We start from the raw sequence: 20813 nt of genomic DNA, 5'->3' as shown, positions 1-20813 counted from the left end.
CCGGCGTTCACTTCGCCGCTAGGACGAAGCTTGAAGGGCGCCCGACCGTCCCCGGTGGACACCGGAAAACCGGCCTGACGGAGAGACTGTGTGAGCGACCTTCCACCCGACGTCGAAACGCGCGCCGACGATCACGAGCTTTCCGGCGGCAAGACCGAAACCAGCCCCGAGGCAAGCCGGGCCAACGCGACCTCACCACGGGTCACATCGGCCGCACGCTCCTCGCGTTCGCGCTGCCGACGCTCGGCTCGAACATCCTGCAGTCGCTGAACGGCTCGATCAACGCGATCTGGGTCGGGCGCTATCTCGGCGAGGGCGCGCTCGCCGCGACCTCGAACGCCAACATCATCATGTTCCTTACCTTCGGCGCAGTGTTCGGGTTCGGCATGGCGGCGACGATCCTGGTCGGCCAGAGCTTCGGACGCCACGATCTGGAAGGCGCACGCCGGGCGTTCGGTTCGGCGGTCGGGCTGGTGCTCGGCGGAGCGATCGTGATCGCCGCGCTCGGCTGGGTGTTCGCGCCCGAGATCCTGCACCTGCTCGCTACCCCCGGTGACGCGATGCCGCTCGCGCTCGCGTATCTGCGCGTGATCTTCCTCGGGTTGCCCGCGTCGATGATGATGGTGCTGCTGATGATGGGCCTGCGCGGCACCGGTGATTCGATGACGCCGCTATGGTTCATGCTGCTCAGCGCATTGCTCGACAGCGGCCTGAACCCGTTGCTGATCGCCGGCATTGGCCCGTTCCCGCAGATGGGCATTGCCGGCTCGGCGATGGCGACGCTGATCGCAAGCCACGTCTCGCTGCTCGGGTTGATCGTCTACATCTACAAGCGCGACCTGCCGCTGCGGCTGCGCGGCAACGAACTCCGCTACCTGATCCCGGAGCGCGCGCTGGCCGGGACGATCGTCCGGAAGGGCCTGCCGATGGGCGCGCAGATGCTCGTCATGTCGACCGCAGGGCTGGCGATGGTCGGGCTGGTCAACCGACTCGGCGTCGATACCGCGGCGGCCTATGCGGTGTCGCAGCAGTTGTGGACCTATATCCAGATGCCCGCGCTGGCGATCGGCGCGGCGGTCAGTTCGATGGCGGCGCAGAATATCGGCGCGGGTCGCTGGGACCGGGTTGGCGACATCACGAAGTACGGCCTGTTGTTCAACGTCGCGCTGACCGGCGCGATGGTCGGCGTGGTGATCCTGTTCGACCGCCCGGTGATGACGTTGTTCATCGGCAGCGACAGCCCCGCGCTGCCGATCGCGCGGCATATCCAGCTGATTGCGAGCTGGAACTTCATCCTGTTCGGCATGACGATGGTGCTGTTCTCGACGGTCCGCGCGAACGGCGCGGTGATCGCGCCGCTGATCGCGCTGATCGTTGCGCTGTATCCGGTGCGGATCGGCTTTGCGTTGCTGGCGAAACCGTGGCTCGGGGCGGATGCGTTGTGGTGGAGCTTTCCGCTCGGCTCGCTCGCGACGCTGGCGATCGCCGCGTGGTATTATCGGTACGGGAACTGGCGAAAGGGCGCGCTGGTCGTGCCCGACGATAGCGAGGAACAAGCGCACGGTATGAGCGAGCCGGGTGGGCGGTTGCAGCCGACGGGTTGAGGCGAAACGCGCTCCCCTCCCTGAAAGGGAGGGGCTGGGAGTGGGCAGGCCAGCTTGTGTCCCCACGGTTCGGATATACGGAAGCCGACCCACTTCGACCCCTCCCTTTCAGGGAGGGGGAAGGTTTACCGCAGGCGCTTGACGAACGACCGGCCACCTTCGCGGCGCTCATGTTGGAAGTTCGGGATCGTCTCGATCAGGTCCGACAGGCGGTTGAACCCGTAATTCCGCGCATCGAAGCTCGATCGGTTGCCCGCCAGCTGGCCGAGTTCGGCGACGCTGGCATAGCCCTTCTCGTCGCGCTTCACGGCGTTGTACGCGTCGATCAGCAGCTTGATGACCTGCTCGTCGATCGGCTGCGCGGTCTTTGGCCGAGCGACCGGCGCTGGCGCCGCTGCCTTCTCGCCAGCGACGGGGGCGGGGGCCGGCGCGGGCATCGCCTGCGACGTCTCGTTTAGCGCGCCGACGTCGATGAACCGGGTGCACGCCTGGCGGAATCCCTCCGGCGTGCGGCTGGTGCCGAAGCCGTACACCGGGATGCCGTCCTGGCGGATGCGCGTCGCGAGCGGCATGAAGTCGCTGTCCGACGACATGATGCCGAAGCCGTCGATGCGCCCGCGGAACAGCAGGTCCATCGCGTCGATCGTCATCTTCATGTCGGTCGCGTTCTTGCCCTTGGTCAGGTCGAACTGCTGCTGCGGCTCGATGCCGTGCTTGATCGACATGTCGCTCCACGCCTTCAGCGCGGGCTTGGACCAGTTGCCGTACACCCGCCGGACGTTGACCGTGCCGAGCTCGGCAAGGACGGTCAGCACCGGGTCGAGGGTCGCCGCGGACGCATTGTCCGCGTCGATCAGGAGGGCGACGTTGCGCGTTGTGGTATCGATCATGCGCGTTGGATTAGCCGCGCGCGCGCCCCGCGTCCACGCTCCACGCGCCGCCACCGGCCGCAGCGAGGTACAGGAAGACGAAGCAGTAGAGCACTGCTGGCTCGCCGCCATTGGCGATCGGGAAGAGGCCTTGCGGGAAATGCGCCATGAAATACGCCACCGCGGACATGCCCGACAGCACGAACGCCACCGGTCGCGTGAACAGGCCGATGATCAGCATGCCGCCTCCGACGACTTCGAGGATCCCCGCGACGTAGAGCAGCGGGTTCATCGGCATCGGGAAGGGGGCAGGCCGAAGAACTTCGAGATGCCGTGGCTGAAGAACACGAGCGCGACGACGATGCGCATGACGCTGAGCAAGCGGGCGGACCAGGTGGCGGGTATCGGCATGGCGGAGTCCTCGGTGTCGTTGCGAGGGCGAAATGTCCCACGGAGGCGGGGCGGGGTCAATTTATGTAAATCGAAACGGATCGTTCACGGGGACTCCCAATCCTCCCCCGCCAGGGGAGGTGGCACCGAAGGTGACGGAGGGGAGGCAGGCGCAACAGGTGTTTCCTTACCTCCCCTCCGTCTGGCAAGAGCCAGCCACCTCCCCTTGCGGGGGAGGATCACGCGGTCAGGGGTAGCGGATCGCGACGACCTCGTATTCGCGCTCGCCCGCCGGCAGGTCGACCCGCCGCACGTCGCCGATCGCCGCACCGCGCAGGGCGCGCGCGAACGGTGAGTTCCAGCCGATCCGCCCGTTGCTCGCGTCGGTCTCGTCGTCGCCTACCAGCGTCAGAATCCGTTCGACGTCGTCCTCGTCGGCGACCGTCACGCACGCACCGAACCAGACGCGCGAGCGGTCTTCCTGTGCGGCCGGGTCGACGACCTTCGCCGCCTTCATCCGCTTCGACAGCCACCCCAGCCGCCGGTCGATCTCGCGCAACCGTTTGCGACCGTAGATATAGTCGCCATTTTCCGAGCGGTCGCCGTTGCCTGCGGCCCAGGAGATGACCTCGACCAAGGCGGGCCGTTCGGTCGACAGGAGTTGTTCGTATTCGGTGCGAAGTACGGCGTAACCGGTAGGGGTGATGTAGTTCGGGCGATCCATGCGCTTCCCTACCGTGTTCTCCCGCGAAGGCGGGAGCCCAGACTGGACTCCCGCCTTCGCGGGAGAACAATTTTCTTCAAAAGCCAGACATCAACCCGGCCGGTTCTTCCCCAGATACCACGACAACCGCGCCGCCCCCGGCTCTTCGCCCGCGCAGGGTTCATCAGGTCGTACACCACCGCATTTTCCAGCACGCGCTGTACGTAGTTGCGCGTCTCCTGGTACGGGATCGCCTCGACCCAATCGATGATATCGACCGAACCGGTCCGCGGGTCGCCGTTCGCGCGGAGCCATTTGTTCACGTTGCCGCCGCCCGCATTATACGCCGCCACCGCCAGCGGGTAGCTGCCGTAATTGGCATACACCCGCTGGAAATAGCTCGACCCCAGCATGATCGACATGTTCGGATCGGTCGTCAGCGCCGCCTGGTTATAGGCGAGGCCGATCTTCCCAGACTGCTCGCGCGCGGTCGCCGGCATCAGCTGCATCAACCCGCGCGCACCCGCATGCGACACGGCGGCCCGATCGAACTGGCTCTCCTGCCGCGAGATCGCGTGGATGATCGTCCAGTTGTCCTCATACCCCGCCGGCACCGACACCATCGGGAAGCCCACCGCGGAGTAATCGCTGAGACCGTTCGCCAGCGCGCTCCGCCCGACCATCACGCCGAGATCGGGCCGGTTGATGCTCTTCGACAGCTCGGCCGCGAGCAGGTGATCGGTGTCGGTCGTCGCGTCCGCGGCGATCTGGCGGACAAACGCGGTCTGGTCCTGCCAGTCGGCGATCTGCCCGAGGAACTTCACCGCGCGCACCGTCTCGCGCCGGTCGAACGCAGCTCGCGCTGCCGGATCGACTGCGACCGAAGCCACCGAAGGCGGTGCGACAAGCGGGCGCCCGGTCCGCTCGTTCGCCAGCTGCCCATAATATTGATCGCGGTAGCCCGCCGCCTGGCCGTAGAATGCCGCCGCCTGAGGCGCCAACCCGGCCGCCTCCGCCGCACGGCCCGCCCAATAATAGCCCTTCGATCGCACCTGAGGCGAGCGCGAGCCGCGCGCGTACCGGTCGAACAGCGTCATCGCATCCGCCGGTCGCCCGAGCTGCTTCATCGCGACGCGTCCGCCGAGCCAGGCGAGATTGGTATATTCGTCGCGCTCGGCATAGGATTTCGTCGAGACGTCGGTACCAGCCGGATACGCGTCGTCGATCTGCCGCGCGATGTCGTAGGCGACCTGATACTGCCCGTCGTTCGCCGCGCCGTTCGCGTTGGTGACGAGCACCTCGTACCATTCCGCAGCATTGCCCGGCCGCGTCACAAGCGACCGTGGCCGCGCCAGCCACGCCCGCGCCGAAGGGCTCGCCCCCGAATTGCGCAACCACTGTGCCCGGTCCGCGACATAGCCCGCGTCGTTCGCATACAGGCCTTGCGTCGAGGCCGAGATATCCGACGCGTTCGGTGCATTCGTCCGGAACGCTAGCCGGGCTTGGAATATCGGCCGTCGCGCGGCGCTGGTCCAAACGATCTGCCGCTGCGCCGCGCCGGTCTGACCCGCCCACAACAGCGCATCCATCCGCGCATCCTGGTCGTCCGGCGTCAGCGCACCGGGAAAGCCCGACGTTACCATCGCCTCGTCGGTCGGCGTCAGCCCGGCGCTGCGCCATGCCGTCCGGACCGCAGCATAGGCCTGATCCCGCGCACCGGTTGCCTGCAAAGCGCGCGCATAGGCGACCCCGCCCGAAGCCGATTGCGGCGGATACCGGCGGAAGAACGCGACCACGCTGGTCGGCGAACCGGTCGCCGCCTTGCGCTCGGCCGCACGCCGGTTCGCCGCCTCGTTCGGCCAGCCCGGATGCGCCATCAGGAAGCCTGCGTAACTGTCGAATGGCAGCGCGTCGGTCTGCTGCAACGCCCGCCATTGCGCGATGGTCGAGGCGATCGCGCCGTCCGTCGCCATCGGCTGCGCATTGGGCCCCATATTGGCGAGCTGCGTGCTGTAGCGATCGAGCGTCTGTTGGCCCGCGCCCGAGGAAACAGCGGTCTGTGCGACGACTGCAAGAAGAAGGCTCGTTTTCAACATCGATGCTACCATGTGGACAGCATACGCCTCCAACCCGTATCTGTCCTGAACGAAATCCGGATTTCGCCCGGTATTTGGCGCAACAGGCCAGACTTCTCTTCTAGTATGGACGCAGGCTACCGCATGTTTTCAGGATCGATCCCCGCGCTCGTCACGCCGTTCGCCGCCGATGGCAGCTTCGACGAAACGGCCTATCGCGACTTCATCGAGTGGCAGATCGCGGAGGGCTCGTCGGGCCTGGTCGCGTGCGGCACCACCGGCGAGGCGGCGACCTTGTCGTATGACGAGCATTTCCACGTCGTCCGCGTCTGCGTCGACCAGGCGAAGGGCCGCGTGCCGGTGATCGCCGGCGCAGGCTCGAACGACACGCGCGTCGCGTCCGCGAACCTGCGCGCCGCGAAGGACGCCGGCGCCGACGCCGCGCTGATGGTGCCGCCCTATTACAACCGGCCGGGGCAGGAGGGTATCTTCCGCCATTTCGAGGCACTCGCGACATCGACCCCGCTGCCGATCATCCTCTACAACGTCCCTGCACGGACGGTGACGGACATCCAGCCGGCGACGCTCGCCCGGATCGTCGCGGCGTTCCCGGACGTGTTCGTCGGCGTCAAGGATGCGAGCGGCGTCCTCGCCCGCGTTTCCCAGCACCGTGCGTCGTGCGGGCCGGACTTCTGCCAGCTGTCGGGGAATGACGACATGGCGCTGGCGTTCAACGTGATGGGTGGCACCGGCTGTATCTCGGTAACGGCGAACGTCGCGCCGAAGCTCTGTGCCGAGTTCCAGGCGGCGTGCCAGGCTGGCGATTTCGTCAAGGCGCTGGCGTATCAGGATCAACTCTATCCGCTGCACGAAGCGCTGTTCACCGACGCCTCGCCGGGGCCGGTTAAATACGCGATGACGAAGGTGCTCGGTGGCTTCCCGGAAACGCTCCGCCTGCCGATGACCCCGCCGGTGAGGCCTCGCGCGCTGCCGTCGATGCAGCGCTGGAGCACGCACGCCTCGTCTGACCAAGCCACTACGGTCCCCCTGGAAGGAGGGGGCAGGTGTCCGAACAGACCGCAACGGTCTCCCCTCCCTGGAAGGGAGGGGCAGGGGGTGGGTCGGCCGGCTCGAAGTCACGACGGTTCGGATATGCGGAACCCCACCCACCCCCAACCCCTCCCTTCCAGGGAGGGGGAAGAATGGCGTGACCTAATAACGATCACCCCCGCTTCCCCTAAGCCCTCCGAGCTCCTACATCGCGCGTCCAATGGCACGTCCCAAACCCCCGACCTTCGAGAAGACCAAGATCGTCGCCGAGAACCGGCGCGCGCGGTACGACTATTATATCGAGCAGGTGTTCGAGGCGGGCATCGCGCTCACCGGCACCGAGGTGAAGGCGCTGCGCGGCGGCGAGGGTTCTATCGCCGAGGCCTATGCCGAGGTGAAGGGCAAGAACGTCATCCTGGTGAATTCGAACATCCCCGAATTCAGTCACGGCAACCGCTTCAACCACGAGCCCAAGCGGCCGCGCAAATTGCTGCTCCACGAGCGCGAGATCAACAAGATGTTCGGTGCGGTCGCGCGTCAGGGCATGACGCTCGTGCCGCTGATGATCTACTTCAATTCTAAGGGCCGCGCGAAGATCGAACTGGCGCTCGCCAAGGGCAAGCAGAACCATGACAAGCGCGATTCGGTGAAGGAACAGGACTGGAAGCGCGAGCAGGGCCGGATCATGCGGGATCGCGGATAGCCTGTGTCGAAGGCGCCGGGCAGTATCTTCGGACGCCTCGCGGCGTGGTCGCGTCGCAATTTGCCGACCCGCAGATCGATGGAGCGGAACCGGCTGCTGCGTCCCGTCGCGCACCGCGTCCTCGCGCCCGAACTCTGGCGCTTCACCCGTCGCTCGGTCCCCCGCGGCGTCGCGCTCGGGATGGTCGCGGGCATCCTGATCCCGGTCGCGCAAACCCCGGTCGCGGCGATCTTCGCGCTGCCATTCCGTGCCAACGTGCCGACCGCGGCGCTGACCACCTTCATCACCAACCCGCTGACCACACCGCCGCTCTGGATTGCCGCCTATTGGATCGGGTCGTCGATGCTTCGGCTCGACGAACATGTTCCCGGCCAGCCCGTCGCCAACGCCGCCGCGCGCACCGAATGGATCCCGTGGCTGATGCAGGCGGGGCCCGCCACCGCGCTGGGCCTGCTGGTCATCACGGTCGTCTGTTCGGTCGGCGGCTATGCGCTCAGCGCGCTCGGCTGGCGGTTGTGGATCGCACGCAAGTGGCGGCATCGGCACGATAATCGCGCGGCGTAGTATTTCGTAACATTTGACACCGCCTGGAATTGACGGACCGTCTTATCGGCGTAGAACACACTGCATCCTGAAGTCTCTCCCGAGGTCCCTTGATGCGTAAGTCGATTGTTACCGTGATCCTGCTCGCGTCCGCCGCTTCGGCTTTCGCCCAAACTAGTGCGCCTTCGCCGACGCTGGCCAAGGCCGCGAAGGGTCCTGTCGCACCCAAGGATGCCAACAAGCCGCAGATCGGCGATTTCGGCTTCGACATGGCGGGCCGCGATACCAGCGTCACGCCGGGCACCGACTTCTTCGATTACGCCAATGGCGGCTGGGTGAAGACCACGCCGATCCCCGCGGATCGCTCGTCCTACGGCATGTTCCACGTCCTCCAGGACCTGTCGCTCGCTCGTACCCGCACGATCCTCGATGCCGCAGCGACCAAGCCTGGCGACAAGGTCGGCGATTTCTACTCGAGCTTCATGGACGAGGCGGCGGTCAACGCGAAGGGCGCGACCCCGGTCAAGCCGATGCTAGCCGCAATCAAGGCGACCAGGGACAAGACTGCGCTCGTCACCGAGATCGCAAAACTCCAGCGCCAAGGTGTCGGCGGCCTCGTCGGCGTCGGCGTGCAGCAGGACGACAAGGACCCGACCACCTATGTCGTCGGCCTCGGCCAGAGCGGTATCGGGCTTCCCGACCGCGATTATTACCTGAAGGACGACGCGAAGCTCGCGACCATCCGCACCGCGTACCAGGCGTATCTCACGCGGATGCTGACGCTCGCCGGCGAGCCCAACGCCGCCGCCCGCGCCGCCGCCGTCTTCAACATGGAGAAGGGCCTGGCCACCGCGCACTGGACCCGGATCGAGAGCCGCGACGCCGACAAGACCTACAACAAATGGACCGCCGCCGATTTCGCCGCGAAGGCGCCGGGCTTCCCTGGGCGCAGTACATGACCGCGATGGGCGTCACCGGCCGTCCGTTCTACCTCGTCGCACAGCCGAGCGCGCTGACCGGCGAGGCGAAGGTGTTCGCCGACACGCCGGTCAACGTCCTCCAGGACTATGCGATGCTCAAGGTGCTGCGCTCGTACGCACCGTATCTGTCGAGTGATTTCGACAAGACCAACTTCGCCTTCTACGGCACCACGCTGTCCGGCACGCCCGAGCAGCAGGTCCGCTGGAAGCGCGGCGTGTCGACCGTGTCGGCCGCGATGGGCGAGGCGATCGGCCAGCAATACGTCGCCAAGTATTTCCCGCCCGCGTCGAAGGCCGCCGCCGACGATCTCGTCAAGAACGTCATCGCCGCGATGGGCGAGCGGCTCCGCAACCTCGAATGGATGGCGCCCGAGACCAAGACCAAGGCGCTCGCCAAGCTCGCCGCGTTCACCCCGAAGATCGGCTATCCCGACAAGTGGCGCGATTATTCCGCGCTCCAGATCCAGCGCGGCGATCTCGTCGGTAACGTCGCGCGCGCCAACGCGTTCGAATACGACCGCGACCTGAAGAAGCTTGGGGCACCGATCGACCGTGGCGAGTGGTTCATGACGCCGATGACGATCAATGCCTACGCCAACCCGACGATGAACGAGGTCGTCTTCCCGGCCGCGATCCTCCAGCCGCCGTTCTTCGATCCGAAGGCGGACCCGGCGGTCAACTACGGCGGCATCGGCGCGGTGATCGGTCACGAGATCAGCCACCACTTCGACGACCAGGGCCGCAAATACGATCTCAACGGCAAGCTCACCGACTGGTGGACGCCGCAGGACGTCGCGCGCTTCAAGGTGTTCACCGATGCGCTCGTGAAGCAGTATGACGCGTATGAGCCGCTCCCCGGCCAGCACATCCAGGGCGGCCTGACGCTCGGCGAGAACATCGCCGATCTCGCCGGTCTCACGGTCGCGTACGACGCGTACCACAAGTCGCTCGGCGGCAAGCAGGCGCCGATCATCGACGGTACCACCGGGGACCAGCGCTTCTATTATGGCTGGGCCGGCGTCTGGCGCACCAAGTTCCGCGACGCGGCGCTCCAGCAGACGTTGCTGTCGGACCCGCATTCGCCGGGCCACCAGCGCGTGTTGACCGTCCGCAACCTCGACCCGTGGTACGCCGCGTTCGGCGCCAAGCCGGGTGAAGCCACCTACCTCGCCCCCGCCAACCGCGTTCGCATCTGGTAAGTCCCTCCGCATACCCCGACCTCGCACCACCCCGGCAAAGGCCGGGGCCCAGTTGGGGGCAGACATAACGGCGGACTGTCCCTCGTTACCGAGACCTTTCCAACTGGACCCCGGCCTTCGCCGGGGAGGTGGTGTTGGTGGTTTGTGCCAACGAAATTCTAGGAGAACCCCATGAAGTCGTTCATCGTCGCCGGCCTACTCGCCGCAACCGCCATCACCGGCGTCACCGCCGCCATCTCGCAAACGGCTGAGCCGACCCCGCCAGCACCCGCCACCTCGACCGGCGCGCAATACGGCACGTTCGGCTTCGACGAGAAGGGCATGGACAAGACTGTCCAGCCCGGCGACGATTTCTACAACTACGCCAACGGCAACTGGTCGAAGAACACCCCGATCCCTGCCGACAAGTCGAACTACGGCTCGTTCAATCTCCTCTCCGACCTGTCCGAGACGCGCACCCGCGGCATCCTCGACACCGCCGCGAAGGATCCGAATTCGAAGATCGGCCGCGCCTATGCGACCTATCTGGACACCGGCACGATCGAGGCCAAGGGTCTTGCGCCGATCCGCCCATGGCTCGGCAAGATCGCCGCGCTCAAGGACCGCGCCGGCTATCCGGCGCTTCTCGCCGAGGCCGACCGCGCCGGCATTCGCGGCCCGTTCGGCGGCGGCGTCGGCCAGGACGACAAGTCCCCTGAGCAATACGCGCTCTCGCTCGGCCAGTCCGGCCTGGGCCTCCCCGACCGCGATTACTATCTCAGCACCGACGCGAAACTGGTCGAGGCACGCAACGCCTACCGCGCCCACATCGTCAAGATGCTGACGCTCGCCGGCGAACCCAGTGCAGAGGCCCGCGCCACCGCGTTGCTCGCATTCGAGACCGAGATCGCCAAGGTAAGCTGGACCCGCGTCGACAGCCGCGACGCCACCAAGACCTACAACAAGATGACCGTTGCCGATCTCGCCAAGCGCGCGCCCGGCTTCGATTTCGTCGCCTATTTCAAGGGCATCGGCACACCTGTCCCGACCGTCATCGTCGCGCAGCCCTCGGCGATCACCGGCATCGCCAAGCTCGTCTCGACCGCGCCGATCGGCGTGCTCAAGGACCAGCTGATCCTGCGCTCGCTCGACGGTTACGCCGACGTGTTGCCCAAGGCGTTCGACGCAGAGCAGTTCGCGTTCTACGGCACCGTCCTCGGCGGCACGCCCGAGCAGGAGGCGCGCTGGAAGCGCGGCGTGCAGTTCACCTCGGGCGCGCTCGATGACGAGGTCAGCAAGCTCTACGTCGCGCAGTATTTCCCGCCCGAGACCAAGGCCGCGGCGGACAAGCTCGTCAAGAACGTGCTCGCCGCGATGGGCCGCCGGATCGACAAGCTCGAATGGATGGCGCCCGAGACGAAGGTGAAGGCGCACGCCAAGCTTGCCGCGTTCACGCCGAAGATCGGCTATCCGAGCCAGTGGAAGGATTTCTCCGGTCTGACGATCACGTCGGGCGATGCGTTCGGCAACGAATGGCGCGCGAACGAATGGCAGCATCAGGACAATATCTCCAAGCTCGGCAAGCCGTTGCAGCGCTGGGAATGGGGCATGACGCCGATGACGGTGAACGCCTATGCCAATTTCGGCATGGTCGAGATCGTCTTCCCGGCCGCGATCCTGCAACCGCCGTTCTTCGATCCGAAGGCCGACGACGCGGTCAATTACGGTGGTATCGGCGCGGTGATCGGTCACGAACTGAGCCATCATTTCGACGACCAGGGCTCGAAATACGACGCCAAGGGCCAGCTCACCGACTGGTGGACGGCCAAGGACATCGCCGGCTTCAACGCGCTTACCGGCAAGCTCGGCGCGCAATATGATGCCTACGAACCGCTCCCCGGCATGCACGTGAAGGGCCAGCTCACGATGGGTGAGAACATCGCCGATCTCGCGGGTCTGACGGTAGCCTACGACGCCTACCACACCGCACTCGGCGGCAAGGCGGCTCCGGTGATCGACGGCTTTACCGGCGACCAGCGCTTCTATCTCGGCTGGGCGCAGGTGTGGCGTCGCAACTACCGCGAGGCCAACCTTCGCAACCGTTTGCTGACCGATCCTCACTCGCCGTCGCAGCAGCGGGCGTGGGTCGTGCGGAATCTCGATCCCTGGTACGCGGCGTACAAGCCGACTCCCGGGCAGAAGCTGTATTTGACGCCGGAGCAGCGCGTTCGGATCTGGTGATCTGGTTCCCCTGCTAGGGCGGGGGAACAGCCCGCAGAGAAGAAGGCGCCCAAACCCACCCAACCCCCAACGGTCCCCCTCCCTGAAAAGGGAGGGGCAGGGAGTGAGTAGGCCAGTTTGGGCCACAACGGTTCGAACATGCGGAACCCGACCCACCCCCAACCCCTCCCTTTCAAGGAGGGGAGCAGACGATCGCCGTCATCCCCTTGACTGTGAACCCGGTTCCCCCGCGAAGGCAGGGGCGCAGAAATCACGAACGCTACCCTCCGCCACCTTGGCCCGCGCCTTCGGGGGCAACGGGACGGGGGACGTGATTGTGACCGACCTACCAACCACCACCCCGGCGAAGGCCGGGGCCCAGTTGGGGGACGGCATTGACGATGCACAGCGCGTCGTTACGACCGACGCTCCAACTGGGCCCCGGCCTCCGCCGGGGTGGTTGCCGGGGGGAATGGTTCTTTACCAAAGCATCGTACGGAACGATGCCATCACCCCCAATCCACGCAACCCGCTTGACGCCTAACCCCGCAACAGCGGATGACCCTCGCGATGGCATCGTTCGCATTACCCACCTCCGCTCGTAAGGCCGCGCTCGTCGCGGTCGCCTCGGGGGCCGCCGCCGCGGCGATCGTGCTTGTGCTCGTCGGTAGCTGGATCGCCGCCGCCGGTTTCTTCGCCGCCGCCATCATCGTCATCGGCGCGCTGGTCGCCTGGCGCCTGCTCAATCCGGTCGTCAAGGATGCCCCCGTCCCGTCGACTGGGACCTGACCCGTACCGTCGCCGAAGCCGGCGCCGACGCCATTGCCATCACCGACCGCGCCGGCCGCCTGGTCTGCGCCAACGACGCGTACGAAGCGTTGTTCGCAGGCTTCCCCACACCCCCGGCCTCCCGCTCGACGAAGCCGGCATCGCCGCGCTCGCCGACGCCGGCCGCTCCGCGTGGCGCGACGGCACCGCGCAGGTCGAACGCCTCAACACGCAGGGCATCCAGCTGTCCGCGCAGATCGCCCGCGCCGGCGACGATGCCGACATGCTCGTCTGGCGTTTCGTCACCGCCCAGGAGCACGACCTCGCCGAGACGCTCGCCGCGCTGCTGACCGGCCCGACCGGAGACCGGCTCGGCGGCAGCGGTATCATGGCGGCGTTGCTCTCGCCCGACGGCCGAGTCCGCTCCGCCAACCGCGTGCTGAGAGCGCGGGCGTGCGGCGACGAATACGACTCGATCCAGGGCCGCGATTTCGCCCGTTTCCTGATCACCGACAGCCGCGGCCTCGTCCGGTTCGAGCGCGAAGGCCTCGAAGGCACGCCGCTCCGAGTCCTCCAGATCCCGTTCCTCGAAGGCGACGACGCGCCTGTATTGGTGGCCCTGCTCGATGACGAGGAGGATGCGCCCGCGCTCGGCGCCAGCGCCTCCGCGCATGTCCGCAGCCTGGTCAGCATGATGCCGTTCGGGATGGCGCTGGTCGACCGCGACGGCCGTTTCCTGCAGATGAACGACTCGTTCCTGCGCGCGGCCGGCGTCAATGCGGTCGCCCCGCCGCTCTATCCGGGCGACCTCGTCGTCCGCGAGGACAAGGCCGCGGTTGCCGACGCGATCCGCAAGTTCGCGAACGGCGCGACGCACTCCGCGGACATGGCGGTCCGCCTCAAGGACCACCCCGACGAGCCGGTCGCGCTCACCATCGCCGGCGCGCGCGGGCTAGGCGACGCGGCCGTCCTGCTCAGCCTAAAGGACAATAGCGAGGAGAGCCGCCTCAAGCGGGAGGTCGCGCAGGCTACCAAGATGCAGGCGGTCGGCCAACTCGCCGGCGGCGTCGCGCATGATTTCAACAACATCCTGACTGCGATCATCGGTCACTGCGACCTGATGCTGATGCGCCATTCGCCCGGCGACAGCGATTACGACGACATCCAGCAGGTCCGCACCAACTCGAACCGCGCCGCCAGCCTGACGCGGCAATTGCTCGCCTTCTCGCGCCAGCAGACGCTCCGCCCGCAGATCCTCCAGCTTCCGGATGTCGTCTCGGAGGTCTCGAACCTCCTCAAGCGCCTGATGGGCGAGAACGTCCGCCTCGACATGACGCACGGCCGCAATCTCGGCCCGGTGCGCGCCGATCCCGGTCAGCTCGAGCAGGTCGTCGTCAATCTCGCGGTCAACGCGCGCGACGCGATCGTCTCGGCGAACGCGCGTGGCGGCGGCGTACTCACCATCACCACGCGTGCGGTGCCGGCGTCCGAAGTGCGCGAGATGGCGTCCGATATCCTGCCTGTCGCCGATTACACCGCGCTGATCGTCCAGGATACCGGCACCGGCATCCCCCGACGTGCTGCCCAAGATCTTCGAGCCTTTCTTCACGACCAAGGAATTCGGCAAGGGCACCGGCCTCGGCCTTTCCACCGTCTACGGCATCGTCAAACAGTCCGGCGGCTACATCTTCGCCGACAGCAAGCCTGGGCAGGGCGCTACCTTCTCGATGTATCTGCCGGTCCACTCGGCCCCCGCAACGACCCGCCCCGCGGTGGTGAAGCCCACACCCAAGCCGGTCGACCTGTGGGGCACCGGCACGATCCTGCTGGTCGAGGACGAGGACATGGTCCGCGCGGTCGCCGAACGTGCGCTGTCGCGACAGGGCTATACCGTGCTCACCGCGGAGAACGGCGAAGTCGCGCTGGAGGTGCTCGCAAAGCACGGTCGCCCCGACCTGCTGATCAGCGACGTCGTCATGCCGCAAATGGACGGCCCGACGATGGTGCGGCACGTGCGTGAACAATATCCCGACCTGCCGATCCTGTTCATGTCGGGATATGCGGAGGAACAACTGCGCAAATCGATCGATCTCGACAACGTCTCGTTCCTGCCGAAACCCTTCTCGGTGCAGGAACTCGCCGAAGCGGCGCGGGACGTGCTGGCCACGCGCTGAAGCGAACCCGGGAAGAATTGAACAAGATGTTGGCAAGTCGTAACAATCCCGACTATGCGCATGGTATGACCGCTACCCAGCAGATCCTCCCGCAGCAGATTCTGATCGTCGAGGACGAACCGTTGATCGCCATGATGCTCGAGGATTTCCTCGAGGTGCTGGACAAGGGCGTCGCAGGATCCTTCGACACCGTCGCCGACGCCTTGAAGCGGATCGAGGAAGGCGGCGTCGACGGCGCGATCCTCGACGTGAACCTGCGCGGCGGTGAAAGAGCACTGCGGTCGCCGAGGCCCTCGCGGCCAAGGGCGTCCCCTTCGTGTTCGCCACCGGCGGCGGCGATGACGGTGTGGCTCCAGAATTTCGTGACCGTCCGCGCCTTCAAAAGCCCTTCACGATGGACGGCGTGGCAAAGGCCCTCGAAGGCCTCTGATCGTCGTCGCCGGAACGCCGAACGCGCCCCTTCTGCCCCCCTCCCTGAAAGGGAGGGGCCGAGAGTGGGTAGGCCGCTTGGTTATTGGAGCGTCAGCCAACAGGCCGACCCACCCCCAACCCCTCCCTTTCAGGGAGGGGAGCGGCTCCCGCCATTCCCGAGGCGGCAGGAACCCATATAGGCGGACCTGACGAGGCCGCTGACCATCGCCGTTCTGGATACCCGCCAGCGCGCGGACGACGAGATCACGGCCCTCCACTCTTAAAAATCAACGCAACTCTCTTGCGCAAATGCCCCCTCCCGCGACATAGGCGTTCGCCATGACCCGCACATTCGATAAATCGCGCCTGCCGAGCCGCCACGTCTCCGTCGGTCCCGAACGCGCCCCGCACCGCAGCTATTACTATGCGATGGGCCTCGACAAGGAGCAGATCGCCCGCCCGTTCGTGGCGCTCGCCTCCGCCGGCAACAACTCCGCACCCTGCAACACCACGCTCGACGCGCAGGCCGATGCCGCGCAGGCGGGCGTCATCCAGGGCGGCGGCATGCCGCGCCGGTTCAACACGATCACCGTCACCGACGGCATCGCGATGGGCCATCAGGGCATGAAGGCCTCGCTGGTGAGCCGCGAAGTCATCGCCGATTCGGTCGAACTCAGCGTTCGCGGCCATTGCTACGACGCGCTGGTCGGGTTCGCCGGCTGCGACAAGTCGCTCCCCGGCATGATGATGGCGATGCTCCGCCTCAACATCCCGTCGGTGTTCGTCTATGGCGGCTCGATCCTGCCCGGCCGCTATCAGGACCGCGACGTCACCGTCGTCGACGTGTTCGAGATCGTCGGCAAATACGCGGCCGGCGCGTGCCCGCTCTCGGAGGTCCACGCGATCGAGAAGGTCGCCTGCCCCGGCCACGGCGCATGCGGCGGGCAGTACACCGCCAACACGATGGCCTGCGTCGCCGAGGCGATCGGTTTGTCGATCCCGAACAGCAACATGGTGCCGGCTCCTTACACGACGCGTGAGCAGATCGCGGTGGCGGCCGGCGCGCAGGTCATGGAGTGCCTGGCCGACAATATCCGCCCGCGCGACATCTGCACGCGCGAGGCGTTCATCAACGCCGCGCGCGTCGTCGCCGCGACCGGTGGCTCGACCAACGCCGCGCTGCATCTGCCCGCGATGGCGAGCGAGGCGGGTATCGAATTCGACCTGTTCGACGTCGCCGAGATCTTCAAGACCACGCCGTACATCGCGGACCTGAAGCCCGGTGGTAAGTATGTCGCCAAGGACATGTACGAGGCTGGCGGCGTCTACATGCTGATGAAGACGATGCTCGCGGGCGGGTTCCTCAACGGCGATTGCCTGACGGTGACAGGCAAGTCGCTGGGCGAGAACATCGACCAGGTGACGTGGAACCCCGACCAGAAGGTCATCTACGACATCAAGACGCCGCTGACGCCTACGGGCGGAGTGGTAGGCTTGCGCGGCAGCCTCGCCCCGAAGGCGCGATCGTGAAGGTCGCGGGCATGCACCGCCTCCAGTTTTCAGGGCCGGCGCGCGTGTTCGATTGCGAGGAGGATACCTTCGCCGCGGTCGAAAACCGCGAGATCAACGAAGGCGAAGTCATCGTCATCCGCTACGAGGGGCCCAAGGGCGGCCCCGGCATGCGCGAGATGCTGTCGACCACCGCCGCGCTCTACGGCCTCGGGATGGGCGAGCGTCGCGCTGATCACCGACGGGCGCTTCTCCGGCGGCACGCGCGGCTTCTGCATCGGCCATGTCGGCCCCGAAGCGGCAGACGGCGGCCCGATCGCCTTGGTCGAGAATGGCGACATCATCCACATCGACGCCGAGGCCGGCACGATCAACCTCGACGTTCCCGAGGACGTGATGGCGGCGCGCCGTGCTGCGTGGGTGCCGCGCGCCAACGATTATGGCTCAGGCGCATTGTGGCGCTATGCGAAGACCGTCGGCCCGGCCTACAAGGGTGCCGTCACGCACCCCGGAGCCGCAGCCGAAACCCATGTCTACGCGGATATTTAAGCGAATACCGGCTGTTACGGTGCTTTTCTCGCTCCCGCTCGCAGCATGTGGGCGCGGGCAGCCGAGCAGCGAACAGGTCGAGGCGCAGCAGCGCAGCGAGACCGCGGGCGACACCCGGATCGCTTGCGCACGCGGTGACGCCGCGTTCGCTTCGACGTGCACGGTCGAGCGGGCGCAAGGAGCGACGGCCTGGTCCTGACGATTCGCCATCCCGACGGTGCGTTCCGTCGGTTGCTGGTGACGCAGGACGGCCGCGGGGTGATCGCGGCGGACGGCGCCGAAGTCGCCAAGGTCACGATCACCGGCGCGGACGGCATCGAGGTGGCGCTCGGCGGCGACCGCTACCGCCTGCCGGCGACCGTCAAGGACGCGGCCAAGACGTCATGATCCGAATCGAAGGCCAGCCCATCCTGACCGCCGCCGAAATGCGCGCGGCGGAAGATGCGGTGATCGCCGGCGGCGCGACGGTCGAGACGTTGATGGACCGCGCCGGCACCGCGATCGCGCACGCGGTTCGCCGGGTGGCGGGCGTGAACGAGGTGCTGATCCTCTGCGGCCCCGGCAACAACGGCGGCGACGGCTACGTGGCGGCGCGGGTGTTGGCGGAGATGGGCGTGACGGTTCGCGTCGCGGCGCTGTCGGAACCGAAGACGAACGCGGCAAAGTCGGCGAGGGCAGGGTGGTCCGGTCCCATCGAAACGCTGGCCGGGGCCAAGCCCGCACCCATCCTGCTGGACGCATTATTCGGCACCGGCCTGACGCGTCCCCTCGATGTGATCGGAACCCAAACCCAGAGCACCTCCCCGGCGGAGGCCGGGAGGGGTGATTGTGGGAAGTTGCGCACCCTCGCCACCGCCGCAAACCTCACCATCGCGATCGACCTCCCCAGCGGCCTCGCCACCGACACCGGCCAAGCGCTCAGCACGCCCCCGTCTTCGATCTTACGCTCGCCCTAGGCGCGGTAAAACCTGCGCACGTCCTCCAACCCGCCGCGCGCTATTGCGGCAACACCCGCCTCCTCGACATCGGCGTTCCCACCACCAGCCAAGCCGAAGTCTTCCAAACCCCAAGCCTCCCGACTCCCGGCCCGGATTCGCACAAATACACCCGCGGCATGGTCGCGATCATCGCAGGCAGCATGTCAGGTGCCGCCGACCTCGCCGCGCTCGCCGCGATGCGTGCCGGCGCCGGCTACGTAACCCTGCTCGGCGATAGCGAAGGTCCGCCGCACGCACTCGTCCGCGCACCGTTCACCGACCAAGCCCTCGCCAACGACCGTATCCGCGCACTCGTGATCGGCCCCGGCCTTGGCCGTGACGATGTCGCCAAGGCCCGTCTGGAGGCGGCGCTGGACTCGGGCCACCCCTTGATTATCGACGGCGACGCGCTCCGCCTCCTCGACCCGGACCGGATCAAGGTGCTGAAGGTCCCCGTCATCCTAACGCCCCACGCCGGCGAGTTCGATGCGCTCTTCGGCAAATCTGATGCCGACAAGATCACCCGCGCCCGAGACGCCGCCAACCTCGCCAACGCCATCGTCGTTTTCAAAGGCGCCGACACCGTCATCGCGGCGCCCGACGGTCGCGTCCGCATCGCACAGTGCGCCAGCGACTGGCTCTCCACCGCCGGCACTGGCGACGTCCTCGCCGGCGCGATCGGCGCGATGCTCGCCGCCAGGCTCGATCCGCTCGACGCAGCATGCGCCGGAGTGTGGCTCCACGGTGACGCTGCCCGCCGATTGGGGCCGGCGTTCATCGCCGACGACTTGGCGGATGCGTTAAGGTCGGCCAGAGCGGCGCTATGACCTCTGAAACGAATATCGACACGATCATTCGCGTCGCGGCACGCGGCGACGGCATGACCGCCGACGGACGCCACGCCGCCTTCGCGGCACCGGGCGACACGCTCGCCGCCGACGGCACCGTCACGCCAGGCCCGCATCACCAGACGCCGCCTTGCGTGCATTTCCCGACCTGCGGCGGCTGCCAGCTGCAGCATCTCGACGACCAGGCCTATGCCGAGTTCGTCACCGACCGCATCGCCTCCGCGCTCGACGGCCAGGACCTGTCCGCCCCGATCCGCACGCCGCACATCTCGCCCGAACGGAGCCGTCGTCGTGCGACGCTCCACGCCGAGGGGAAGGGCGGCAAGATTACGCTCGGCTTCACCGCCGAAAAGGCGCACACGATCGTCGACATTAAGGAATGCTGGATCCTCGACCCGCGCCTGTTCGCGCTCGTCCAGCCCTTGCGCCAACTGCTCAAGCACCTCAACTTCCGCCGCCGCGCGGACATCCACCTGACGCTCGCCGACCAAGGCGCGGACATCCTGATTACCGGGTTCGCTCCCGAAGGTCTTCCTGCCGCCGAAGCGCTCACCAAATTCTGCGAAGACCACAAGATTGCTCGCGTAGCGTTCGACGATGGTCTCGGACCAGAGACGCGGTGGGAGCCTGATTCGGTCACGATCACCTTGGGCGGTGTCCCCGTACCGCTCCCGCCCGCGTCATTCCTGCAAGCCACGCCTGATGGTGAAGCTGCGCTTACGGCGGCCGTCCTCGAAGCGATCGGCAAGCCCGCAACGGTAGCTGACCTGTTCGCCGGCCTCGGCACCTTCACGCTTGCGATCCCCGCCAAGGTCTACGCGGCCGAGGGCGCGCGCGACGCGCTAGGCTCGCTGAAAGCCGCCGCGCACCGCACCCAGCGCCCGGTCTACCCCGAGCACCGCGATCTCTACCGTCGCCCGTTGACGGTCGCCGAGCTCGACCGGTTCGACGCGGTGGTGATCGATCCGCCCCGCTCCGGCGCGCGCGAGCAGGCGACCGCGCTGGCGGAGTGCAAGACGCCGGTGATCGTCTACGTGTCCTGCAACCCGGCGAGCTTCGCGCGCGATGCCAAGGAGCTGTGCGACGCCGGCTGGCGGATCGACTGGGTCCAGCCGGTCGGCCAGTTCCGCTGGTCGACGCATGTCGAGCTGGCCGCCAAGTTCGTCCGCTAACTATCCTCCCCTGTAGGGGAGGTGTCGCGCAGCGACGGAGGGATGTCGCGCTATCGAGAGCGGGTAACCCCTCCGTCAGCGCAAGGCGCT

General features: G+C 66.9%; 11 protein-coding genes and 6 pseudogenes. 12 read left to right on the top strand and 5 right to left on the bottom strand.

Annotated features, from left to right (window positions below; translation table 11 throughout):
• Nucleotides 1-206: 206 nt before the first annotated feature.
• A complete protein-coding gene (locus AC0IX7_RS09605) occupies nucleotides 207-1604 on the top strand; it encodes an MATE family efflux transporter (protein WP_471813821.1) in 1398 nt (465 codons plus the stop codon).
• 125 nt (nucleotides 1605-1729) lie between these two features.
• On the opposite strand, the gene AC0IX7_RS09600 is transcribed toward AC0IX7_RS09605, so the two are convergent.
• The 5 genes and pseudogenes from AC0IX7_RS09600 to AC0IX7_RS09580 all read right to left on the bottom strand — a co-directional run bounded on the left by AC0IX7_RS09600 (nucleotide 1730) and on the right by AC0IX7_RS09580 (nucleotide 5674).
• Nucleotides 1730-2494: an NYN domain-containing protein gene (locus tag AC0IX7_RS09600; protein WP_332746293.1), complete on the bottom strand. Its 765-nt coding sequence runs from the start codon at nucleotides 2492-2494 to the stop codon at nucleotides 1730-1732.
• 10 nt (nucleotides 2495-2504) lie between these two features.
• A complete protein-coding gene (locus AC0IX7_RS09595) occupies nucleotides 2505-2765 on the bottom strand; it encodes a DoxX family protein (RefSeq protein ID WP_471811581.1) in 261 nt (86 codons plus the stop codon).
• Entirely contained in the window at nucleotides 2762-2884 is a 123-nt protein-coding gene (locus AC0IX7_RS09590; RefSeq protein ID WP_471811579.1) for a hypothetical protein, read from the bottom strand. Before AC0IX7_RS09590 ends, AC0IX7_RS09595 begins: the two co-directional genes overlap by 4 nt.
• A 226-nt stretch (nucleotides 2885-3110) precedes the next feature.
• Nucleotides 3111-3587: a transcription elongation factor GreB gene (greB, locus tag AC0IX7_RS09585; protein WP_471811577.1), complete on the bottom strand. Its 477-nt coding sequence runs from the start codon at nucleotides 3585-3587 to the stop codon at nucleotides 3111-3113.
• Nucleotides 3588-3677: 90 nt separating this feature from the next.
• Nucleotides 3678-5674 (bottom strand): annotated as a pseudogene (locus AC0IX7_RS09580) (lytic transglycosylase domain-containing protein).
• 111 nt (nucleotides 5675-5785) lie between these two features.
• Here AC0IX7_RS09580 and dapA point away from each other — a divergent pair.
• The 11 genes and pseudogenes from dapA (at nucleotide 5786) to AC0IX7_RS09525 (ending at nucleotide 20723) form a co-directional block, all read left to right on the top strand.
• A pseudogene (gene dapA, locus AC0IX7_RS09575) lies at nucleotides 5786-6669 on the top strand (4-hydroxy-tetrahydrodipicolinate synthase).
• Nucleotides 6670-6911: 242 nt separating this feature from the next.
• Nucleotides 6912-7394 (top strand): SsrA-binding protein SmpB, encoded by a 483-nt coding sequence (gene smpB, locus AC0IX7_RS09570; protein ID WP_447791478.1) that lies wholly within the window; start codon nucleotides 6912-6914, stop codon nucleotides 7392-7394.
• 78 nt (nucleotides 7395-7472) lie between these two features.
• The gene (locus tag AC0IX7_RS09565; RefSeq protein ID WP_187503981.1) at nucleotides 7473-7958 is read left to right on the top strand and encodes a DUF2062 domain-containing protein; all 486 of its coding nucleotides are present in this window, start codon (nucleotides 7473-7475) and stop codon (nucleotides 7956-7958) included.
• Between the two features lie 92 nt (nucleotides 7959-8050).
• Nucleotides 8051-10116, top strand: a pseudogene (locus AC0IX7_RS09560) (M13 family metallopeptidase).
• A 171-nt stretch (nucleotides 10117-10287) separates the two neighbouring features.
• Nucleotides 10288-12336 (top strand): M13 family metallopeptidase, encoded by a 2049-nt coding sequence (locus AC0IX7_RS09555; protein ID WP_471811575.1) that lies wholly within the window; start codon nucleotides 10288-10290, stop codon nucleotides 12334-12336.
• A 549-nt stretch (nucleotides 12337-12885) separates the two neighbouring features.
• Nucleotides 12886-15257 (top strand): annotated as a pseudogene (locus AC0IX7_RS09550) (hybrid sensor histidine kinase/response regulator).
• Nucleotides 15258-15322: 65 nt separating this feature from the next.
• Nucleotides 15323-15868, top strand: coding sequence for a response regulator (locus tag AC0IX7_RS09545; protein WP_471811573.1), 546 nt, complete (start codon nucleotides 15323-15325; stop codon nucleotides 15866-15868).
• A gap of 139 nt (nucleotides 15869-16007) precedes the next feature.
• Nucleotides 16008-17726: pseudogene (ilvD, locus tag AC0IX7_RS09540) on the top strand (dihydroxy-acid dehydratase).
• A gap of 156 nt (nucleotides 17727-17882) precedes the next feature.
• Nucleotides 17883-18113 (top strand): hypothetical protein, encoded by a 231-nt coding sequence (locus AC0IX7_RS09535; protein ID WP_471811571.1) that lies wholly within the window; start codon nucleotides 17883-17885, stop codon nucleotides 18111-18113.
• Nucleotides 18110-19530 (top strand): annotated as a pseudogene (locus tag AC0IX7_RS09530) (NAD(P)H-hydrate dehydratase). Before AC0IX7_RS09535 ends, AC0IX7_RS09530 begins: the two are co-directional and overlap by 4 nt.
• A complete protein-coding gene (locus AC0IX7_RS09525; protein ID WP_471811569.1) occupies nucleotides 19527-20723 on the top strand; it encodes a class I SAM-dependent RNA methyltransferase in 1197 nt (398 codons plus the stop codon). Before AC0IX7_RS09530 ends, AC0IX7_RS09525 begins: the two are co-directional and overlap by 4 nt.
• Nucleotides 20724-20813: the final 90 nt, after the last annotated feature.

The sequence above is a fragment of the Sphingomonas sp. AC411 genome (genome assembly GCF_979253035.1).
The sequence above is the reverse complement of the archived record's forward strand: the minus strand, read 5'-3'. Positions and strand labels throughout refer to the sequence as shown.

Coding starts and splice junctions, on each gene's coding strand:
- AC0IX7_RS09600 (WP_332746293.1), bottom strand. CDS start 2,494: ATGATCGATACCACAACGCGCAACGTCGCCCTCCTGATCGACGCGGAC.
- AC0IX7_RS09595 (WP_471811581.1), bottom strand. CDS start 2,765: ATGAACCCGCTGCTCTACGTCGCGGGGATCCTCGAAGTCGTCGGAGGC.
- AC0IX7_RS09590 (WP_471811579.1), bottom strand. CDS start 2,884: ATGCCGATACCCGCCACCTGGTCCGCCCGCTTGCTCAGCGTCATGCGC.
- greB (WP_471811577.1), bottom strand. CDS start 3,587: ATGGATCGCCCGAACTACATCACCCCTACCGGTTACGCCGTACTTCGC.
- smpB (WP_447791478.1), top strand. CDS start 6,912: ATGGCACGTCCCAAACCCCCGACCTTCGAGAAGACCAAGATCGTCGCC.
- AC0IX7_RS09565 (WP_187503981.1), top strand. CDS start 7,473: ATGGAGCGGAACCGGCTGCTGCGTCCCGTCGCGCACCGCGTCCTCGCG.
- AC0IX7_RS09555 (WP_471811575.1), top strand. CDS start 10,288: ATGAAGTCGTTCATCGTCGCCGGCCTACTCGCCGCAACCGCCATCACC.
- AC0IX7_RS09545 (WP_471811573.1), top strand. CDS start 15,323: ATGACCGCTACCCAGCAGATCCTCCCGCAGCAGATTCTGATCGTCGAG.
- AC0IX7_RS09525 (WP_471811569.1), top strand. CDS start 19,527: ATGACCTCTGAAACGAATATCGACACGATCATTCGCGTCGCGGCACGC.